Genomic DNA, 18,667 nt, shown 5'->3' with positions numbered 1-18,667 from the left:
AATTTTCGAAGAAATTGCTGGCCCAAGCTACTGCAAGAGAGAATTTCAATGACCCAGCACAATCACCAGACTGCGCCGACGCAATTCGTCGAAGCTAACGGCATCCGCTTTGCCTATCGCCGCTTTGGCAATGCCGCCGGCGTGCCACTCGTCTTCAACCAGCACTTCACCGGCACCATGGACCATTGGGACCCGGCAGTGACCGACGGCTTCGCCAAGGATCGCGAAGTGATCCTGTTCAACAACGCGGGTGTATCCAGTTCCTCTGGAGAGGTGCCCACCAGGATCGAGAAAATGGGTGCTAACGCGGCGGCCTTCGTCAAGTCGCTCGGACTGACGAAAGTCGATGTGTTCGGGTTTTCGATTGGCGGCTTTGTCGCGCAGGAAATCGCCCTTCAGGCGCCCGATCTTGTGAGGCGACTCGTCTTGGTCGGTACCGGCCCGCGCGGCGGCGAGCGCATGGCTACGCTCACGCCAGAGGCGCAAGAAATCTTCGGCGCCAGTTATGACGAGCCCGATCACCTCTGGCTTCGCGTGCATTTCACGAAATCCGAGAAGAGCCAGGCTGCGGGCCGTGAGTTCCTCAAGCGCTTCCGGCGACGCGCCGAGAACCGCGATCCCGAGGTCAACGAGAAAGTCGCGCCCGCCCAGATCGAGGCGATCGGCGAGTGGGGCGCGCCGCGGGAGAAGTCGTTCGAATATCTGAAATCGATCCGTCAGCCGACATTGGTCGTGAACGGTGGAAAGGACGTGGTCATCTATCCGGTGAACTCGTTCATCCTGCAGCAGCAACTGCCTAACGCCCAGCTCATCCTCTATCCCGACGCCAATCACGGTTCGCAGTACCAATATCCCAAGCGGTTCGTCCAGGACGTTTCCATGTTTCTGTCCGGAGAGGAAGCGCGATGATACTCCCGTTCGCTGAAGCGTTGGTACGACGCCATTTCAAACCGACCCACGGTTGCGTAGTCCGTCGTCTGGCCTGACCCGAATCAAGAGGACGCATGTCAGTTCCCGTGAAAATCGTCGTCGTCTATCACAGCGGATATGGTCACACCGTGAGGATCGCCGAGGCCGTTGCGCGTGGTGCAGCCGCTATCAATGGCGCGAGCGTCGAGCTTGTCACCGCGGAACAGGCGCCCGGCCGATGGGAGCTTCTCGATGCCGCAGACGCCATTATCATGGGAGCACCTACATACATGGGTAGCCTGTCGGCACCGTTCAAAGCGTTCATGGATGCTACCTCCCACCTTCAATATGTCGAGAAGCGTTGGGAAGGAAAGATCGCCGCAGGCTTCACCAATGGCGCATCCCGCGGCGGCGACAAGCAGAACTCGCTGGTCCAGCTCATGACATTTGCGGCCCAGCACCAAATGCATTGGGTCAATCTCGGGATGAATTACGGGAATAATCGCTCGTATACCAACGAGGACATCCTCAACCGCGACAGCTACACGCTCGGGATGGCCGGCCAGGCCGACATGGATCAAAGCGGCGATGTCGCTCCACCGTCGTCCGATCTTCGGACTGCTGAGTTCCTTGGCCGCCGAGTTGCCGAGGTCGCACAGGAACTGTCGGCCGGCCGGGCGATACTCGGCCGGCCAGCTCACCGTGGCGTTTCGGGTGGTGCCGACAATCAAGATCCGGAAGGCCGGGGCGTGACGGCATCTAAACGCAATCAGGGCGTTGCTGGACTGGCCACCGTCTGACGCTTCGCACATCCGCTCACCGTTCAGAAGGAGACACATCATGACTGAAAAATCGATCAAGATTCCCGGCCCCGATCATCCAATTGCGATCGAAGCGAACCTGTCTCGCGTTGTAGTCAAGGTCGGTGGAAAAGTTATCGCTGACACAAGCAATGCGTTGACCCTTCGCGAGGCGTCCTATCCGCCCGTTCAGTATATTCCTCGTCAAGATGTCGATATGGCCGCGCTCACACGCAGCGAACACACCACGTACTGCCCCTACAAGGGCGATGCTTCCTACTACAGCATTCCGGTGGGCGGAGATCGTTCGCACAACGCAGTGTGGACTTATGAAAGTCCTTTCGAAGCGATGGCACAGATCAAGGATTACGTCGCCTTTTACCCGGACCGTGTTGACGAGATCCAGGCGACGTAAGGGAGAGAGCGCAGATGACGGCGACAAAGCGTACCGCACTTGTCACAGGCGCTTCCGGCCTCGCCGGCGGCTACATGCTGGCTCACCTGCTTGAGCAGGGCGGCTGGGATATCGTTGCGGTCTCGCGCCGCAAGCCGTCGATCCCCGGTGACTACAAGCACATCGCCGCAGACCTTCTGGATCCAATCGACTGCCGGACAAAACTCGGGCCGCTCACGAAAATCTCCCACCTGTTCTATTTTGCAATTACGGAGCGCCCGGATCCCGCCGAGACACAGTCGGCGAACGCCAACATGTTCTTTAACCTCGTCAGGACTGTCGAAGCCGCGTCGCCCGTGCTTGAGCACATTCATCTCTCTCAAGGCACCAGGTGGTACGGAAATCATCTTGGTCCCTACAAGACTCCGACCAAGGAAGATGATCCGCGGCACATGCCGCCGAATTTCTATTACGACCAGCAGGATTTTCTCGAGGAGTTTCAGAAAGGAAAGCGCTGGACGTGGTCGGTAGGGCGCCCGCACGCGGTCTGCGGATTCTCCACGGGGGGACCGATGAACCTGACATTGGCGATCGCTGTATATGCGAACGTCTGCAAGGAATTGGGACTGCCTCTCAGCTTTCCGGGCAAGCCGGGAGCCTATACTGCACTTTACCAATGTACGGACGCCGCTCTTCTTGCAAAGGCCGTCGAATGGATGGCAACCGATCCGAAATGCACGAACCAAGCCTTTAACATCACCAATAGCGATCTTATCAGGTGGCAGAACTTGTGGCCGAAATTCGCCAGTTTCTTCGGAATGGAGCTGGCTCAGCCACGGCACATCAATCTTGCGCGATCCATGGCGGATAAGGGGCCTATCTGGGAAAAAATCGTCGAAAAGAACGGGTTGCAGAAATTCCGCTTTGGAGAGATTGCGGCCTGGGGCTACCCGGACAACGTTTTCGCATCCGATTACGACATCGTCTCGGATACGAGCAAGGCCCGCCGTTTCGGATTTCACGACTTGGTGGATACCGAAGAAATGTTTCTTCGGATGTTTGCAGATTTTAGGCGTGAGCGGATCATTCCGTGACCGACCAAGCGTTTCGTCTGAAGAATGCAACTGAATGACTAAGTTGCGCAGACTCGTTTCTTCTCACCGAGCGCTTTGATATTTCTGTAATTTTTTCCTGCAGCGGGCGATCAGGTCGTCGACCCTAGAAAGAAATAGCCGCAACGTTTGAGAGGCGTTGGTCTTGCTACAGCCGATGACCAAATCGATGGTTGGCGCGTCGCCCACGAGCGGGCGGCTAACGATCGAGCCCGGAAGAAAGATCCATACCTAACAGGCATGTTCCCAAAACTTACAAAGTCTTTGTTCTAGGTACTCGCACAACCTAGATGCTTCCTCGAAACGCTTAAATGAGGCTTTCGTGGCAACGACCGCCACGAGTTCTAGCGTATTGGGGTATACCTTCGGAGGACTGAGTCGTGAGCACTCCCGTTGTCTTGATTACTGGCGCTCTGACCGGTATCGGCCGAGCGACCGCGCTTGCTTTTGCGAAGGATGGGGCCCGGTTGGTTGTTTCGGGTCGCAAGGAGGCCGAGGGCCGGGCGTTGGAGGCCGAGTTGTGGGATCTGGGCACCGAGGCTGAATTTGTTCTCGCCGACGTGCGCCACGAAGACGACGTGCGCAATCTAGTCGACAAAACCGTGGCCCGCTTTAGCCGGCTTGACGTAGCCGTCAACAACGCCGGCACCGAAGGCAAGACAGGTCCGGTAACGGAACAGACTGCCGAAAGCTATGCGGCCACATTCGACACCAATGTGCTCGGAGTGCTGCTCAGCATGAAGCAAGAGATGCGCGTGATGCAGGGGCAGGGCAGCGGCAGCATCGTTAACCTTTCATCGACCATGGGACAGCGAGGTGCGCCGGGCGCATCGCTGTATACCGCGAGCAAGCACGCAGTCAAAGGATTGACGAAATCCGCAGCGCTCGAAGGTGCGGCATCGGGCATTCGCGTCAATGCGGTCGCGCCCGGACCCGTTGAAACCGGAATGCTGAACCGTTTTACCGGCACCGCCGAGAGAAAGGCCGGTGTGGTCGCCGGAGTGCCCATCAAGCGTGCCGGCACGCCGGCGGAGATAGCGGATGCCATCGTGTTCGTCGCTTCCTCCAAGGCGTCATTCATCACTGGCCAGATCATCAGCGTCAACGGCGGCAAGACCGCGAGCTGATCGTCGATCGAGGGAGTCAATCGATGTCGAAACTATTTTCACCAGTTCGGATCGGTACTATTGATCTTGCGCATCGCGTGGTCCTTGCCCCGCTGACACGCATGCGTGCGGACATCCCGGGGAATGTTCCGAACACTCTCATGGCGACGTATTACGGTCAGCGCGCCTCCCCGGGTGGGTTGATGATTACGGAGGCGACCTTCATCTCGCCGACCGGCAACGGCGGCTACGCCTCGCCGGGCATCTTCACTGATGCACAGGTGGCGGGCTGGCGAGAAGTCGTGGATGCCGTACACGCGAAAGGCGCCACGATATTGCTCCAGCTTTGGCATGTCGGTCGACAATCGCACGTCGACCTGCAACCGAACGGCCATGCACCCATTGCTCCGTCCGCCATAGGGGCTGAGGTTCGCGCCTTGCTCGCGAGCGGTCCCGCCATAGGCTCAATGCCACGAGCGATCGAGTTGTCGGAAATACCGGGGCTCGTCGATGAATATCGAAGGGCAGCGCAACGGGCCAAGGAAGCCGGCTTCGACGGCGTCGAGGTGCACGGTGCTAATGGCTATCTTATCGATCAGTTTCTTCAAGACAATTCCAATCGACGCACGGACGTGTATGGCGGTTCGATCGAAAATCGTGCCCGCTTTCTTCTTAATGTTCTCGACGCGGTGATATCGGTATGGGGAAGCGGCAGGGTCGGCGTCCGCATCGGTCCAAGCAACAAGTTCGGCGGCATGGGTGACAGCACACCCGATGTGACCTTTCCTTACGTGGCCAGAGCTCTCGCACGGCGCGGACTGGCGTACTTGCACATCATCGAGCCGCGCGTCACGGGCAATGTGTCGGACGACGGCAAGCCGCCGGTAGCGGCTGGCTTGCTTCGTCCTCTGTTCGGCGGGCCCGTCATCGCAGCCGGCGGCTTCGACGCGGCAGGTGCCGAGGCGATCCTGGCCAAGGGTGAGGCCGACCTCGTCGCTTTCGGTCGGCATTTTCTGGCGAACCCGGATCTTCCGGAAAGGCTGCGCCGCAATCTGCCGCTCAATCCTTACGATCGTGCCACATTCTATTACGGCGGGGAGAGAGGTTATGCCGACTATCCTGCCTACGAAACGGGGCGGCAGGACGAACTTACCGCTTCCGGTTCGTCAGCCTTGAGCATACACGGCGGCTCGCTCCTCTGATCCCGCGAAAACAGAGGCAAACAAATGATATTCGACCATCGCACATACAACATCAAACCGAACCGGCTCGGAAAATTCTCGAAACCTATGAGCGACGGGCGTTGCCTTTGCAACGCAAGTACCTCGGGGAGCCTTACGGTTTCTTCGTCACACATATCGGGCCCATGAGCCGGGTCGTCCATCTGTGGCAATACGAAAGCCTGGCGGATCGGGAACGACGTCGCGACGCGATGGAAGCTGATCCGGAGTGGCAGGCCTACCGGCGGGTCGCTTTGGAGGAAGACACGCTGGTCGACATGGAAAATCAGATCCTGAAGCCGGTGTCGTTCTTCGTTCCGCGCTGAGCGATCGGCGGCCCGTAGTTCGCGTGCGTTCGATGAGAGACCGGCGTCGAACAGCGCTTTCGGACGCGAGGAACGCGTGATGGTCGAAGGAACGACTTCGTGCCGATCAACAAGGATCACCGCGTGGCTAGTGCCAGCTTCGTGCTTGGACGACGTGCGAGCCTAGTGGTTTCGACGGGCGTGGCTGGTCACACGCTTTGGGCCAGTGCTGCCCCGGCTCTCACTTATCGCCTCTATGCCCAGGAGTGGCATCTTACTCACACGGTGACGACCGCGATTTTCGCCGTGTTTCCAATAGCCGTAGTCGCCATGTTGGTCGGGTTTGGCGGCATCTCTGACCAAATCGGCCGCCGCGCGGCGATGTTGCTGGGTCTCGGCGCTTCCCTCGTCGGCGCAGTGCTTTTCGCCGTCGCGCCCGACATCTGGTGGGTATTTGCCGGCCGGGATTTCATGGGTGTCGGCGTCGGTTTATCGGCAGGTACCTCAACCGCGGCCATTCTGGAGTTCAGCAGCCATCAAGACGCCAGGCGCGCGGCGTCGCTTACGATGATGGCGCAAGCGGGGGGCTTTGCCGCCGCCTTGCTCGTAGGCGGCGCGTTGACCGAATACGGTCCGTGGCCAACGCGTCTCTGCTTTTGGGTGCTTGCCGTGCTGTTGGCATTCCTGACGATCGCAACGTGGTTCCTGCCGCGCCATGCGGCCCGTGAAGCGAAAGGTGACTGGCGGCCGCGCATGCCTTTCGTTCCGAAAGATATGCGTCGAGATTTTGCAACGGCTTCAACGGCCATGATGGTGGCGTACACGTTCGGCGTGCTCGTACTGTCATTCGGCGGGCAGGTCGAACACGATCTCATCGGTTCGTCCAATGCCCTTCTGAACGGTGCTATCCTCGCCCTGTTTCCGATCGTGCTGGCTCCGGTCGGAATCGTTGCGAAGCGTCTTTCCTCGCGGATCGCACTGTGTATCGGCGCGGTGGCTTCGGCTTTCGGAATGAGCTTGCTCGCCTTGGCGGTCAGCCGGCACGACCTGCTTACATATCTCGTAGCGACGGCGACCTCCGGTGCCGCGTACAGCCTGCTGTTCGTTGGCGGATTAGGACTCCTCAACACGGGTTCGTCGCATCATCGCGGAGCGGTGTTTTCCGCGCTCTACCTCGTTGGCTATCTTTCAATGTCGGTTCTTGCCTTGGTGCTCGGCGTCGTTGCCACAGCGTGGGGGCTCGGGCTTGCCGTCTATCTTGGCGCTGCCGCGATCGCCATCGTAAGCATAGTGACCCTCGTTCTCGCCGCGACAACGCATGAGGGCGGTCCTTAGGGCTCGATTCTTTTGTGCTGCGATCAATCAGCAACGCTCCTTGGACAGCAGCGTCAACCTCATACATGGCGATCGAACGTAGGATGATTAGCGCACACCAACGCGGGCAACGCGCATTCCGCTCTCGATTTCCTCGAAAAACGTAAAAATCATTCAAGCAAACGCGGGCTAATCCCACCAATGCAAGAGGGTTATGTCGGCAGCGTCTCAGCAGATGTTGCGAGAATCGCTTGCATCGACTGCTGACCAGACGAAAAAGGAGAAGAGTCATGACAAATCTCAAATTGATTGGAGCGGCAACTCTTTCACTATTGGTCGCATCGCCAGCGGTGGCAACGCCACAACGTGATCACCATCACTACAGCTATTCTCACCGAATGTCGCCGGTCCAACATGCGCGAGGTCTCAGCTACGGATCGCCTTATGAAGCGTACGGCTTTGACAGGGGCAACGGCTTCGATCGCGGAACGTCCTCCGGTGACTTCGAACGGAGAAACACGTTCAACTGACTCACAAGCGGATGAAAGACGTGAGGTTTGCGTTACGAAAAAGGGCGGCCCTGGGCCGCCCTTTTTGTGTTCGCAAGACAGACGCCTATGCACCAATAATGCGGGGAGGGCGCTCTTAAGAACTGGTGACCACTGGCTTGATCTCCAGATCAAGGTCTCTCGAACGCACGTCAGCGCGGTGCTGGCCTAATGCACCCTCATCCGATGCCGTTCGAAGCTCCGCCAGGACTTGTCGAAACTGCTCCCAGATAAAATCCATCACAAGACGTGTTCTTGGCGCAAGATGCCGTCGCGATGGATAAACCAAGTTGACCGGAACGCCGGGAGTGGGAAAGCCGCTCAATAAGCGAACCAGGGCGCCGCTACGGAGATCATCGAAGACTTCGAGCAAGCTGAGATGAGCGATGCCATATCCGGTCCGTGCGGCTAGGTGTGCCGCACGCCCATCGTTGGCGAGAAATCCGCCGGACACCCGGAATCCCTCGGGACCCTCCCGAGTGACAAAAGTCCATACGTCCGAATCCGGTCCAGTGTCGTGCACAATGCAGATATGGTTTGCGAGTTCGGCAGGACTGGATGGCTCACCGTGCAGCTTGACGTAGGTTGGCGCTGCCACGACAACGCGCATCGCGGTCCCGCTTCGGCGCACCACCAGTGAGGCATCCGTGATTTCACCGGCGCGCATGGCAAAGTCGAGCCGGTCTTCAATCAGGTCATTGACCCGATCACCGACCACGAGCTCGACTTTCAACCGCGGGTGATCAATGAGCAAGGACGGCAGACGGAGCGAAAGGAAGCGGCTCGTCGCCACCGTGACACCCACGCGCACCAAGCCAACCGGCAATGCGCTCTGCTGTCCGAGGGCGGCTTCGATTCCTTCGACCCCGTCCAGCACGGGTCGCGCCAAGCCCATCAGCATCTGCCCGTCGTCAGTCAAATTAAGCTTTCGCGTCGTGCGATGAAAGAGTCGGACTCTGAAGTGGTCTTCCAACTGCGAGACCTGACGCGCGACCGCGGCTTGGCTGAGGCCGCGCTCACGGGCGACAGCCGAGAAAGAGCCAGTCTCCACTACCCGCACCAGGATTCCGAGGGCACCGAGAATGTCCATCGATTTCCTCCTAGAACGCAAAGATCATTCAACGACGTTCGAACTAATCCTTCCGATGCAAGAGGACTAGGTTGGTGGCAGCATGGCAGACCGGCGATGCGGGTAAACCAGGTTCTGCTTCACCATTGCCAGCGGAAGAAAAAGCGGAGCTGTTCGATGCCAAAGCTTCTCGCAGTAGTAAACAGCCTGAAGGCTGTCTTCATCGCGGCCAGCGTTGCCTTTGCGCGCGGAGACGTTCTCCCGGCTATCCTGATCTCGGTCTTGTTCAACCTCGTCCAGCTGGGCACTAAGCCGGTCGGTCAGGCTGCACCGCGCGACACCATCGTGGTGTCGCGGAGCCATGACGCCCGCGACTGATTTCAAAACCACGCGCAGGTGAATCTGCAGAGGCGCCAGGTAAAAAATCCGTGCAGCCGATTTGCCTCACACATGCATCGGATGATCGCTGCAATCACGGCGTTCGTCGGCAGGTTTCTTCTCTGGAGCCTGCTTGTTGTGGATTATTTTTCGCCGGTTCGACGAGCGGCCGTGGAGAACCACTGATTTCCCCAAAAAGCGCAAAGGTGATGCGAGCAAAAGTGGGATTATTCCCCAAGGCAGGAGCCCCACTTGCACGCGTCGACACGCAAATCATCGACAAGCGAGGTGAGGCAATTCAATGGGTATCGTTCGGTTTGCCTTGAGATTTCCGTACACGTTCTACGTTCTAGCTGCCTTTATCGTGTTTCTCGGCACCTCCGCGATCATGGTCATGCCGGAAGACATCTTCCCGGAGATCAACATTCCGGTGGTCACGGTCATCTGGCAGTACACGGGCCTGAGTGTGCCGGAGATGGAGCAGCGCGTCACAACCTATAGTCAATATATTATCAGCTCTAGCGTGACCGGCATCAAGAACATGGAAGCGCAGACGCTGAACGGCATCTCGGTGCAGAAGATCTACTTCCAGCCCGACGTCAACCTCGACCTCGCGATCTCGCAAATCGTCGCCGGGACCAATGCAATCCGTGCACTGATGCCGGCGGGTATTCAACCGCCGATCGTGGTGCAGTACAACGCCTCGAGCGTTCCAGTACTGCAACTCAGTCTAAAATCGGATCGTCTCAACGAGCAGCAGCTCTATGACTACGGATATTACCAACTGCGTCAGCAGCTGGCGCCCGTTCCGGGCGTGACCTTTCCAACTCCCGACGGCGGAAAGTACCGGCAGATCATGGTGGATATCGATCCGCTCAAGCTTCAGTCCAGAGGACTGACGCCGACTGACGTGGTGAACGCGGTCAATGCGCAGAACCTGACCTTGCCTTCCGGCCTCGCCAAGATCGGCGACACGCAATACACGGTCCGTACCAACGCGATGCCCAAGAGCATCAGCGATCTCAACGACATTCCAGTCAAATATGTCAATGGGCAGACCGTGTTCGTCAAGGATGTCGGTCAGGTGCATGACGGCTGGGCCGTGCAGCAGAACGTCGTGCGCAACGACGGCCGGCGCTCTGTGTTGCTGACCGTGCTGAAGAACGGCAACGCCTCGACGGTGGCGGTTGTCAAAGGGGTCCGCAAGGTTCTCGAGGTTGCTCGCGCGGCGGCGCCGCCCGGCCTCAGCATCAACGAGCTGTTCGATCAATCGAAGCTCGTCACCGCGTCGATTGCTGGCGTGCTGCGTGAGGGAGCAATTTCGGCCGGCCTCACCGGGCTGATGATCCTGCTGTTTCTTGGGTCATGGCGGTCGACCCTGATCGTATTGATCTCGATCCCGCTCTCGATCCTCACCTCGATCGTCATTCTATACTTCATGGGCCACACGCTGAACACGATGACGCTCGGCGGCATGGCGCTTGCAGTCGGCATCCTGGTCGACGATTCGACTGTCACGATCGAGAATACCCACCGGCTGCGCGGCGAAGGCATGAATCTCGCCGCGGCGACGCTGCATGGATCTGCCGGCATCGCAGTACCGACCATGGTCTCGACGCTTGCGATCAGCTGCGTGTTCACGTCGGTGGTGTTCCTCGAAGGGCCCGCAAAATTCCTGTTCACGCCACTCGGGCTTGCGGTGGTGTTCGCGATGCTCGCGTCGTACGGGCTCTCGAGGACCCTGACCCCGGTGATGATCGGCCTGCTGCTCAAGGGCGAACACCACGGTGGAACGGGTGGATCGGGCAACCTGTTCGCACGGTTGCACCAGCGTTTCGAGCACGGTTTCGAGCTGTTTCGCCGCGGTTATGTCCGTGTGCTGACCATGTTGCTGAAGCGGCGCTTCATCGTTCCGGTCATCGCGGTGGCAATGCTCACGCTGGGCGGCGTCATGGCGACGATGGTGGGTCGCGACTTCTTTCCCGACATCGACGGCGGACAGATCAAGCTTCATGTCCGGGCGCCGGCAGCAACTCGTATCGAGGCGACCGAGCGCATCTTCCAGGAGGTCGAAGACAAGATCCGCGAGGTCATTCCTGAGGAGGATCGTGACCTGATCGTTGATGATATCGGCCTGCCGCAACGGGTGTACAACCTCGCGTTCACCGACGGATCGACGATCAACGTCAATGATGGCGTGATCCTGGTGTCGTTGAAGGAGGGGCACGCGCCGACGGCAGGATATGTACGCAAGCTGCGCGAGGTGCTGCCGACCGCATTTCCATCCGCAACCTTTTACTTCCAGGCGGCCGACATGATCACGCAGGTCCTCAATTTCGGACTGCCGGCCCAGATCGACGTTCGGGTCGTCGGTCGCGATCGCGCAAACAACAGGCGCGTCGCCGAGGAGCTGCGCCGCCGTCTTGCAGCCATTCCGGGTATGGCCGATACCCACCTTCAGCAGGAGCTCAACGCACCGGCCTTCTTGGTCGACATCGACCGTTCGCGGGCGCTGCAGCTGGGGCTCAACGCACAGGCCATCGCCACCGGCCTCAATACCAGCCTCAGTTCGTCGCAACAGGTGACCCCCAACTTCTGGACCGATCCGGCTGCCGGCATTCCCTATTACATCGCGGTCCAGACGCCGGAACGCCTGGTGAGCTCGCTCAACGAGATCGGCAACACGCCGGTATCGACCGCGCTCGCGGCCAACGGCCCGCCGATACCGGGGTTGTTGAGCAACGTTGCGACAATCAAGCGTGAGAGCGTTCCGACGAATCTGAACCAGACCAATATTCAGCCCGTCTACGACATCTATGCCAGCGCGCAGGGCCGCGATCTCGGTGGTGTGGCGAGCGACATCGGCGAGATCGTCGCCGAGCTGCAGAAGGAGCTCAAGCCTGGCAACACCATCAAGATTCTCGGACAGATCCAGAGCATGCGCGATTCCTTCCGGAATCTCGGCATCGGACTGCTGTTCGCGGCCGTATTCGTCTACCTGCTGATGGTCGTCAACTACCAGAACTTTGGTGACCCGTTGGTGGTGATTCTGGCGTTGCCGGCAACCTTCTGCGGCATCGTCACGATGCTGTTCATGACCGGCACGACGCTCAACGTCCCATCGCTAATGGGGGCAATCATGGCCGTCGGTGTTGCGTCGGCGAATTCCATTCTTCTGGTCACGTTCGCGCGTGAGCAGCAGCTCAAGGGAAGGAGCGCCTTTCGAGCTGCCCTTGACGCGGGTCGTACCCGCATCAGGCCCGTACTGATGACGGCAGCGGCGATGGTCGTCGGTATGATCCCGATGGCGATTGGCGGTCCCGGAGAAGAGCAGAATGCGGCGCTGGCGCGTGCCGTGATCGGCGGGATTCTGTTTGCCACTCCCACCACCCTGCTGATCGTCCCCTATCTGTTTGCCATGCTTCGCAAGCGCAACGACGGCGTCGCCGCCTATGGCATATTTGAGGAACTCCCCAATGAATGATCTGTTTCGACACGACAGCAATGACGCAATCGAGCGGCATCGACTAGACGGCCCCACGTTCCGCCGCGTGATCGAGAAAGAGCCAGGACGTCGCACCCAGGTGCGCCGCCGGCGGGGCGGGCGTCTATTCGCGCTCGGCGGATCGCTGTTGCTTGCCAGCGGTCTCATGCTGGGCGGATGGGGAAACCATGCCCTGAAGCAAGAGGTCATGGCGACAGCCAGGCACGACCGCGATTTCGTGCCCAGCCTTCGTGTCGCAACGGTCGCGGCGAACCCCGTCACGGTTTCGGTCACCCTTCCGGGTACGACGGCCGCATTCGCCGCCGCCAACATCTATGCCCGCGCAACCGGCTACATCGCCAAGCGTCACGTCGACATCGGCGATCACATCAAGGCAGGAGATCTGCTGGCGAACCTTGCGGTCCCTGAACTCGACCATCAGATTTCGCAGAACGAAGCGACACTCGATCAGCTCAAATCGGGACTGGAGCAGGCACGGGCGAATCGTGATCTGGCGCAGGTGACTTGGGATCGCGACGCGCCTCTTGTCCAGAAAGGCTGGGTCACTCCGCAGCAAGGCGACACCGACCGCCTGGGTTTGCAAGCGCGTGTGGCGGCGGTCGCGGTTGCCGAGGCTAACGTCTCGTCCCAACAAAACTTGCTCCAAGTGCTGCGGCAGAACCGGGACTATGCTTCGGTCGTCGCACCGTTCGATGGTGTTGTCACCCAGCGCAATGTCGACGTTGGCAGCCTCGTGCAAGGCAATGCCGCAAGTGGCACCTTCATGTTCGAGATGATGCAGCAGGACGTTATCCGCGTATCAGTCTACGTGCCCCAAGATGCGGCATTCGGCGTGACACCGGGCGTTGAGGCGGTCGTGCGCGTGCCCGAACTTGCCGATCGCGAGTTTCGCGGCAAGGTAACCCGGATAGCCGAGGCGCTGCAGAGCGGCACCCGTACGCTCTTGACCGAAATCGATATTGCCAATTCCGACGGCGTGCTCTCGGCTGGTGTTTACTGCGCTGTCGAGCTTCATATCCCGCGCAAGACGCCCAGCCTTTTGGTGCCGGCCGATGCGCTCATCTTCAATCGCAACGGAATCCAGGTGGCAGTTGTCAACAATGGCAAGGCCGAGTTCCGCAAAATCAACGTGAAGCGCGATCTGGGCACCCGGGTCGAAGTCGACAGCGGAATCCGGGCCGGGGATCAGGTCATTCTCAATCCACCGATCAATCTTGGCGACGGCAGCAGCGTGCGGCCAGTTCTCGACGCGCCGGCCACGTAGATCGGCTGTAGGTGTCGTTAGGTTGTCGAGACGCGGCGCTATCTCGGCCGCCAGACTGCTCCCGTCGGCTCAGCGAAAATCGGTGCGGCGGGCGGGCGTGGATTGTCGACAATCAGGACCATCGCTTGTGCGCAAGATCGGACCACTACGCCAACAGCTTCCGGGCGGCATCAACGAGGTCGTCCCTCAGGTCAGCCGGTTTTGCGATGTGGCCGATAGCGTAGGCGCCGTTGACGATCAGCGTCAATTGAGACGCAACCCGCTTGGGATGTGCGGCGCCAAGCTTGGCAACGATGGTCGCGAATCTCGCCCGCATTTCCTCCTTGTTGCCCCGGGCGACGACCCGGCCAGGATGGTTTCGGTCGGGAAACTCCGCCATCAGATTGAGGAACGGACAGCCGCGGTAGGCAGGGCGCCCGATTCGCTCTGCGATCCCGGAGAGCAGTGCGTCCAGCAAAACACGCGGGTCATCGGCGTGCTGCTCCTCAAGGTGATCCCACCATATCCAGAACGATCGATCGCGTTCAGCAGCGAAGGCGGCGATCAAGGCGTCCTTGGATTCAAACAGCCGATAGAGGCTCGTCTTCGACACGCCGGACCGCTCGACAACCGTGTCGACGCCGATGGCGCGGATGCCTTCACGGTAAAACAACTCGTTTGCCGTCGCGAGGATGCGCTCGCGGGCACTTACTTCGCCCTTGGCCGGGGCGCCTCGCCGGGTTCGGGCTGCCGCCTTCATATCCGCAAACTCCTCACGTTTTGGTGTCCTTGTTGACAATGTAACAGACCTGTCAGTAATGTCAAAGGTACAGACAGGTCTGTCACTTTATGGAGATGGCGATGCTGGCGATCGAGGCGAACACTTTCTCGGGCTACGGCGGTCTACGGCAGGTCGAATTGGGTAAACCGGAATCGGCAAAGGATCGGGTGCTCGTGCGCATCACGGCAGCCGGTGTGACGCCGCTGGAATACACAATCCTGTCAGGTGGACACCCTCGAGCCAGGGCGCCGCTGGTGCTCGGGAATGAGGGTGCGGGCGTTATTGAGGACGCCGGCGACTCCGGGCTCGCGGCGGGAAGCCGCGTGATGTTCACAGGACCCTATGGCGTCGGCGAGAATGGTACGTGGCAAGAACGGCTGCTGGTCAGGCCAGAACATCTGGCGCTTGTTCCCAACGAGGTTGACGACGTCGTCGCAGCCAGCATTCCCGTGGCCTATCTGACGGCGCAGGTCACGCTGACGCTGGCCGGATTCAAGCCGGGCATGACTGTACTGGCTCCAGGGATCGGCGGCTCGGTCGGTAACGCGACCTATCAACTCGCGCGCGCGCAGGGGGCCGGCAAGGTGATATCGACCGCCGGCAGTGCCGCGAAAGCTGCCATGGCGAGCGAACTCGGCTTCGATGATGTGGTTGACCTATCCGCAGAAGGCCTCGCCGACGGCGTTCGCCGGATAACGGCGGGCAAGGGTGTCGATATCGTCATCGAGAGCATCGGCGGAGCCGTGACCAGCGAGGCGTTGAGCAGCCTTGGCCTCGGCGGCACTCTGATCACGTTGGGCTATTCCGCTGGACGCAAAACCACCATCGATGTGACCGACCTGATCTGGAAGCGCGCGCGGATGGCCGGCTTCTCATTGTTCGCCCAATCGCCGGCCGCGATCGCCGCGGCGTGGCGGGATGTCATCCCGCTGGTGCTGGATGGATCCGTCAGGCCGATCGTGGAGCGGGTCTACCCCTTCGCGGAAGCTGGCGATGCCTTGCGTCATCTGATCGAGGATCGGCCGTTTGGCAAAGTCGTCTTGGCAGGCTGATCGGCAGGGGACGTTGCTCATGAAAATCGCGGTGATGGGTGCGGGTGCGGTTGGCTGCTACTACGGCTTCAAGCTGGCACGCGCCGGGCACGATGTGGTGCTGGTTGGGCGTCCTCAACATGTCGAGGCGATCGAGCGTCATGGGCTCAGGCTCGAAGCGCAAACCTTCGACGAACGTATTCGTGTCTCGGCCCGCACCGAAGCGAGCGCGGTAGAGGGCGCGCAGCTCGTGCTCTTTTGTGTGAAGTCCACCGACACCGAAAGCGGTGCGGCTGCCATCAGGCCACATCTTGCGCTGGATGCGTTGGTACTGTCGTTGCAAAACGGCGTCGAGAACGCAGACCGACTGCGTGCGCTGCTGCCACAGGAAGTGATCGCAGCCGCGGTGTATGTCGGGACCGAAATGGCCGGGCCGGGGCATGTCAGGCATCACGGTCGCGGCGAACTTGTCATCGGGCAGTCGAGGGCCAGCGATCATGTTGCGCGCGCGCTGATCGCGGCCGGTGTGCCAACCGATATTTCCGACAATGTGCGCGGCGCGTTGTGGGCGAAGCTAATCACGAATTGCGCGTACAACGCGCTGTCCGCAATTACACAATTGCCCTACGGCCGGCTCGTGAAATGTGAGGGCGTAACTGTTGTCATGCGCGACCTCGTCGATGAATGCGTAGCCGTTGCCAAAGCCGATGGCGTGATGATTCCGGGCGATATCGGTATGGCCGTTCGAAAAATTGCTGAGACGGCGGCGGGCCAATACGCATCGACCGCGCAAGATTTGGCGCGCGGCAAGCGCACCGAGATCGATCATCTGAACGGGTTGATCGTACGGCGCGGCGAAGCGCTAAACGTCGCGACGCCTGCCAACCGGCTGCTGCATGCGATCGTCAAGTTGATCGAGAACAAGTAACGGCTAAAGCTGGAGCGAAATCATGGATCAGTTGAGCGAGCGCTACCTGGAAGATTTTGTAGTAGGGCAGACGTTCGGTTCAGGGCGGCTGCGCATCGACGGGGAACGGGCCGTTGCGTTCGCCGCCGAGTTCGATCCGCAACCCTTCCACCTCGATGAGGCGGCGGCGCGCCGCTCGATTTTCGGTGGAATGACCGCCAGCGGCTGGCACACCGCTGCCGTGACGATGCGGCTATTGATTGAGACCGAATTCAAGCCGGCCGGCGGCATCATCGGCGCCGGCTTTGACGAGTGCCGCTGGATCCGGCCAGTGCGGCCCGGCGACGAGTTGCGCGTCGAGTGCGAGTTGATCGAGGTGCGGCCGTCAAAGTCGCGTCCGAAGCAGGGCATGGTCAAGCTCCGAATAACAACCATAAACCAGAACGACGACCCCGTTTTGGTGCAGGTCGCGAACCTGGTTGTGCCGCGTCAGGTAACGATCGCTGAAACAACCGGACCGTAGGAGAGGCGTAGCGCTATGAGCAAGTTGCAGGGAAAGGTGGCCGTGGTCACCGGTGGTACAACGGGAATAGGTTTCGCCACGGCGAAGCGGTTCGTCGATGAAGGCGCAACCGTCTTCATAACGGGGCGCCGCCAAAAGGAGCTCGACGAGGCCGTCGAGGCGATCGGCGGCGATGTGGTAGGGGTTCGGGGAGACGTCTCCAAACTGCCGGATCTGGATCGCCTTTACGAGACAGTGAAGGTGAGGGGAAAGATCGATGTCCTGGTCGCCAATGCCGGCACGGGCGAGTTCGCTCCCTTGGCAAGCCTCACGGAAGAGCACTTCGACAAGCTTTTCGATCTCAACGTCAAGGGCACGCTATTCACGGTACAAAAGGCCTTGCCCCTGATGAACGATGGAGGATCCATCATTCTCATCGGCTCCGTTGCAAGCGTCAAAGGCACAGCTTCCTTCGGTACCTACGGCGCGACCAAGGCCGCGGTTCGCAGCCTGGTGCGCACCTGGACCGTAGAGTTGAAGGACCGTCGCATTCGCTCGAATGTCCTAAGTCCGGGTCCTATCAGGACGCCGCTGGTGGATCTGCAGCAGCCGGAGGCTATTGCAAGGATCGTCGCGACCATTCCTATGGGACGCATAGGAGAGCCGGACGAAGTCGCCAAGGCGGCGGTATTCCTGGCCTCGGACGATTCCAGCTTTGTCACAGGCATCGAACTATTCGTCGATGGTGGCCGCGGTCAGGTTTGATCGGCGGAAGAGGGGGCTGCGGACTAGGGTTTCTTTCGCGGTTTGGAAGCCTGGCTAGAGCGCTCATCGAGAGACGCGAGTACGTCTCGCCGCGCGTTCTCCAGAATCTCGTTCGAAAGCGCTGGCGCAGCCTGCGCGACGGACCGTGACAAGACCAGCGCACCCAGCATTTCGCAATGCAAGCTGATTGCCCGTTCGCGCAACGTCCTCCGCTCGCCCTCCATAACTGGCGATCCACTCTCGGCGATCAGTCCGGCGAGGATCGTTATCAGATCGTCCAATCCGCCGGCAAAGTGCGACTGGGCTCCGGCGCCCAAGCGGCGAGCATCGCCGGCAAATCCGGTGACGGGACAGCCGTGATCGATGTTGTCGCGGTGGGCTTTCGACAGATACCAGTTTATGTAGCGCCGAAGAGCAGTGGTGGATTCGTCGACCGGGGTCCTTGCCAATTTGGTGAACTCGGCAATCCCCTCGCCGATTGCCGAAGCAAGCACTTCGGCCACCAGGTCCGCCTTGGACTCAAAGTGGTTATAAAAGCCACCTTGCGTGAAGCCAGCATGCTTCATCAGTTCGCTCAGCCCGACGGCCTCCACCCCGCGTTCTCTGAATAGCCGCGTTGCCGCGGCAACAATCGCGCGGCGGTTTTCCGCAGCCTGTTCTCTCGACACGCCCAAAGCTTGCTCCCTCGAATTGTTGTGTCACAGGTATTGACTTAATGCATCACGATTACGTTTACAATCGATAGTCACGGTCGGAACTTCTGCTTCAATCCGGTGCG

The 18,667-nt window shown here is 59.9% G+C and carries 19 protein-coding genes; 16 read left to right on the top strand and 3 right to left on the bottom strand.

Features of this window, described 5'->3' with window-relative positions; translation table 11 throughout:
• Nucleotides 1–48 precede the first annotated feature (48 nt).
• From BUA38_RS03805 to BUA38_RS36425, 9 genes are all read left to right on the top strand, one after another.
• Nucleotides 49–909: an alpha/beta fold hydrolase gene (locus BUA38_RS03805; RefSeq protein ID WP_072816775.1), complete on the top strand. Its 861-nt coding sequence runs from the start codon at nt 49–51 to the stop codon at nt 907–909.
• A gap of 107 nt (nt 910–1,016) precedes the next feature.
• Nucleotides 1,017–1,709: a flavodoxin family protein gene (locus BUA38_RS03800; protein WP_338076326.1), complete on the top strand. Its 693-nt coding sequence runs from the start codon at nt 1,017–1,019 to the stop codon at nt 1,707–1,709.
• Nucleotides 1,710–1,749: 40 nt separating this feature from the next.
• The gene (locus tag BUA38_RS03795) at nt 1,750–2,124 is read left to right on the top strand and encodes a DUF427 domain-containing protein (protein WP_072816774.1); all 375 of its coding nucleotides are present in this window, start codon (nt 1,750–1,752) and stop codon (nt 2,122–2,124) included.
• A gap of 14 nt (nt 2,125–2,138) precedes the next feature.
• Nucleotides 2,139–3,197: an SDR family oxidoreductase gene (locus BUA38_RS03790; protein ID WP_072816773.1), complete on the top strand. Its 1,059-nt coding sequence runs from the start codon at nt 2,139–2,141 to the stop codon at nt 3,195–3,197.
• A 398-nt stretch (nt 3,198–3,595) separates the two neighbouring features.
• The gene (locus tag BUA38_RS03785; RefSeq protein WP_072816772.1) at nt 3,596–4,342 is read left to right on the top strand and encodes an SDR family NAD(P)-dependent oxidoreductase; all 747 of its coding nucleotides are present in this window, start codon (nt 3,596–3,598) and stop codon (nt 4,340–4,342) included.
• Between the two features lie 23 nt (nt 4,343–4,365).
• Nucleotides 4,366–5,523 (top strand): alkene reductase, encoded by a 1,158-nt coding sequence (locus BUA38_RS03780; RefSeq protein WP_072816771.1) that lies wholly within the window; start codon nt 4,366–4,368, stop codon nt 5,521–5,523.
• The gene (locus tag BUA38_RS03775) at nt 5,520–5,867 is read left to right on the top strand and encodes an NIPSNAP family protein (protein ID WP_338076359.1); all 348 of its coding nucleotides are present in this window, start codon (nt 5,520–5,522) and stop codon (nt 5,865–5,867) included. The genes BUA38_RS03780 and BUA38_RS03775 overlap by 4 nt, the downstream gene beginning before the upstream one ends.
• Nucleotides 5,868–5,990: 123 nt before the next feature.
• The gene (locus BUA38_RS03770; RefSeq protein ID WP_172805976.1) at nt 5,991–7,181 is read left to right on the top strand and encodes an MFS transporter; all 1,191 of its coding nucleotides are present in this window, start codon (nt 5,991–5,993) and stop codon (nt 7,179–7,181) included.
• A 269-nt stretch (nt 7,182–7,450) separates the two neighbouring features.
• Nucleotides 7,451–7,690 (top strand): hypothetical protein, encoded by a 240-nt coding sequence (locus BUA38_RS36425; RefSeq protein ID WP_156898372.1) that lies wholly within the window; start codon nt 7,451–7,453, stop codon nt 7,688–7,690.
• Nucleotides 7,691–7,805: 115 nt separating this feature from the next.
• Here BUA38_RS36425 and BUA38_RS03765 read toward each other — a convergent pair whose 3' ends face one another.
• Nucleotides 7,806–8,798, bottom strand: coding sequence for a LysR family transcriptional regulator (locus BUA38_RS03765; protein WP_072816769.1), 993 nt, complete (start codon nt 8,796–8,798; stop codon nt 7,806–7,808).
• Between the two features lie 156 nt (nt 8,799–8,954).
• Here BUA38_RS03765 and BUA38_RS03760 point away from each other — a divergent pair, with 156 nt between their 5' ends.
• The 3 genes from BUA38_RS03760 to BUA38_RS03750 all read left to right on the top strand — a co-directional run bounded on the left by BUA38_RS03760 (nt 8,955) and on the right by BUA38_RS03750 (nt 13,924).
• On the top strand, nt 8,955–9,155 hold the full coding sequence (locus BUA38_RS03760) for a hypothetical protein (RefSeq protein ID WP_072816768.1): 201 nt from the start codon (nt 8,955–8,957) through the stop codon (nt 9,153–9,155).
• A 301-nt stretch (nt 9,156–9,456) separates the two neighbouring features.
• Nucleotides 9,457–12,639, top strand: a complete 3,183-nt coding sequence (locus BUA38_RS03755) for an efflux RND transporter permease subunit (RefSeq protein ID WP_072816767.1) — start codon at nt 9,457–9,459, stop codon at nt 12,637–12,639.
• 67 nt (nt 12,640–12,706) lie between these two features.
• A complete protein-coding gene (locus BUA38_RS03750) occupies nt 12,707–13,924 on the top strand; it encodes an efflux RND transporter periplasmic adaptor subunit (RefSeq protein WP_338076325.1) in 1,218 nt (405 codons plus the stop codon).
• A gap of 145 nt (nt 13,925–14,069) precedes the next feature.
• Here BUA38_RS03750 and BUA38_RS03745 read toward each other — a convergent pair whose 3' ends face one another.
• On the bottom strand, nt 14,070–14,663 hold the full coding sequence (locus tag BUA38_RS03745; RefSeq protein ID WP_072816765.1) for a TetR/AcrR family transcriptional regulator: 594 nt from the start codon (nt 14,661–14,663) through the stop codon (nt 14,070–14,072).
• Between the two features lie 101 nt (nt 14,664–14,764).
• On the opposite strand from BUA38_RS03745, the gene BUA38_RS03740 reads away from it, so the two are divergent.
• Genes BUA38_RS03740 through BUA38_RS03725 form a run of 4 tightly spaced genes read left to right on the top strand, consistent with a single transcriptional unit; the run spans nt 14,765 to nt 17,889 of the window.
• Complete coding sequence (locus BUA38_RS03740) at nt 14,765–15,736, top strand: quinone oxidoreductase family protein (protein ID WP_072825800.1); 972 nt, start codon at nt 14,765–14,767, stop codon at nt 15,734–15,736.
• A 19-nt stretch (nt 15,737–15,755) separates the two neighbouring features.
• Nucleotides 15,756–16,643 carry a ketopantoate reductase family protein gene (locus tag BUA38_RS03735; RefSeq protein ID WP_072816764.1) on the top strand — a complete coding sequence of 296 codons (888 nt, stop codon included), beginning with the start codon at nt 15,756–15,758 and terminating at the stop codon, nt 16,641–16,643.
• A gap of 22 nt (nt 16,644–16,665) precedes the next feature.
• Nucleotides 16,666–17,145, top strand: coding sequence for a MaoC family dehydratase (locus tag BUA38_RS03730; protein ID WP_083587435.1), 480 nt, complete (start codon nt 16,666–16,668; stop codon nt 17,143–17,145).
• Between the two features lie 15 nt (nt 17,146–17,160).
• Nucleotides 17,161–17,889 (top strand): SDR family NAD(P)-dependent oxidoreductase, encoded by a 729-nt coding sequence (locus tag BUA38_RS03725; protein WP_072816763.1) that lies wholly within the window; start codon nt 17,161–17,163, stop codon nt 17,887–17,889.
• A 23-nt stretch (nt 17,890–17,912) separates the two neighbouring features.
• Here the strand turns inward: BUA38_RS03725 and BUA38_RS03720 are convergent, their stop codons facing one another.
• Nucleotides 17,913–18,557 (bottom strand): TetR/AcrR family transcriptional regulator, encoded by a 645-nt coding sequence (locus BUA38_RS03720; RefSeq protein WP_244553280.1) that lies wholly within the window; start codon nt 18,555–18,557, stop codon nt 17,913–17,915.
• Nucleotides 18,558–18,667 lie beyond the last annotated feature (110 nt).

The organism is Bradyrhizobium erythrophlei, assembly GCF_900142985.1.
Classification (GTDB): Bacteria; Pseudomonadota; Alphaproteobacteria; order Rhizobiales; family Xanthobacteraceae; genus Bradyrhizobium; species Bradyrhizobium erythrophlei_B.
The sequence above is the reverse complement of the archived record's forward strand: the minus strand, read 5'-3'. Positions and strand labels throughout refer to the sequence as shown.

Bases quoted from the DNA above. Each gene is read 5' to 3' on its own strand.
- BUA38_RS03805 (WP_072816775.1), top strand. From the start codon at position 49: ATGACCCAGCACAATCACCAGACTGCGCCGACGCAATTCGTCGAAGCT.
- BUA38_RS03795 (WP_072816774.1), top strand. From the start codon at position 1,750: ATGACTGAAAAATCGATCAAGATTCCCGGCCCCGATCATCCAATTGCG.
- BUA38_RS03790 (WP_072816773.1), top strand. From the start codon at position 2,139: ATGACGGCGACAAAGCGTACCGCACTTGTCACAGGCGCTTCCGGCCTC.
- BUA38_RS03780 (WP_072816771.1), top strand. From the start codon at position 4,366: ATGTCGAAACTATTTTCACCAGTTCGGATCGGTACTATTGATCTTGCG.
- BUA38_RS36425 (WP_156898372.1), top strand. From the start codon at position 7,451: ATGACAAATCTCAAATTGATTGGAGCGGCAACTCTTTCACTATTGGTC.
- BUA38_RS03765 (WP_072816769.1), bottom strand. From the start codon at position 8,798: ATGGACATTCTCGGTGCCCTCGGAATCCTGGTGCGGGTAGTGGAGACT.
- BUA38_RS03760 (WP_072816768.1), top strand. From the start codon at position 8,955: ATGCCAAAGCTTCTCGCAGTAGTAAACAGCCTGAAGGCTGTCTTCATC.
- BUA38_RS03755 (WP_072816767.1), top strand. From the start codon at position 9,457: ATGGGTATCGTTCGGTTTGCCTTGAGATTTCCGTACACGTTCTACGTT.
- BUA38_RS03745 (WP_072816765.1), bottom strand. From the start codon at position 14,663: ATGAAGGCGGCAGCCCGAACCCGGCGAGGCGCCCCGGCCAAGGGCGAA.
- BUA38_RS03740 (WP_072825800.1), top strand. From the start codon at position 14,765: ATGCTGGCGATCGAGGCGAACACTTTCTCGGGCTACGGCGGTCTACGG.
- BUA38_RS03735 (WP_072816764.1), top strand. From the start codon at position 15,756: ATGAAAATCGCGGTGATGGGTGCGGGTGCGGTTGGCTGCTACTACGGC.
- BUA38_RS03730 (WP_083587435.1), top strand. From the start codon at position 16,666: ATGGATCAGTTGAGCGAGCGCTACCTGGAAGATTTTGTAGTAGGGCAG.
- BUA38_RS03725 (WP_072816763.1), top strand. From the start codon at position 17,161: ATGAGCAAGTTGCAGGGAAAGGTGGCCGTGGTCACCGGTGGTACAACG.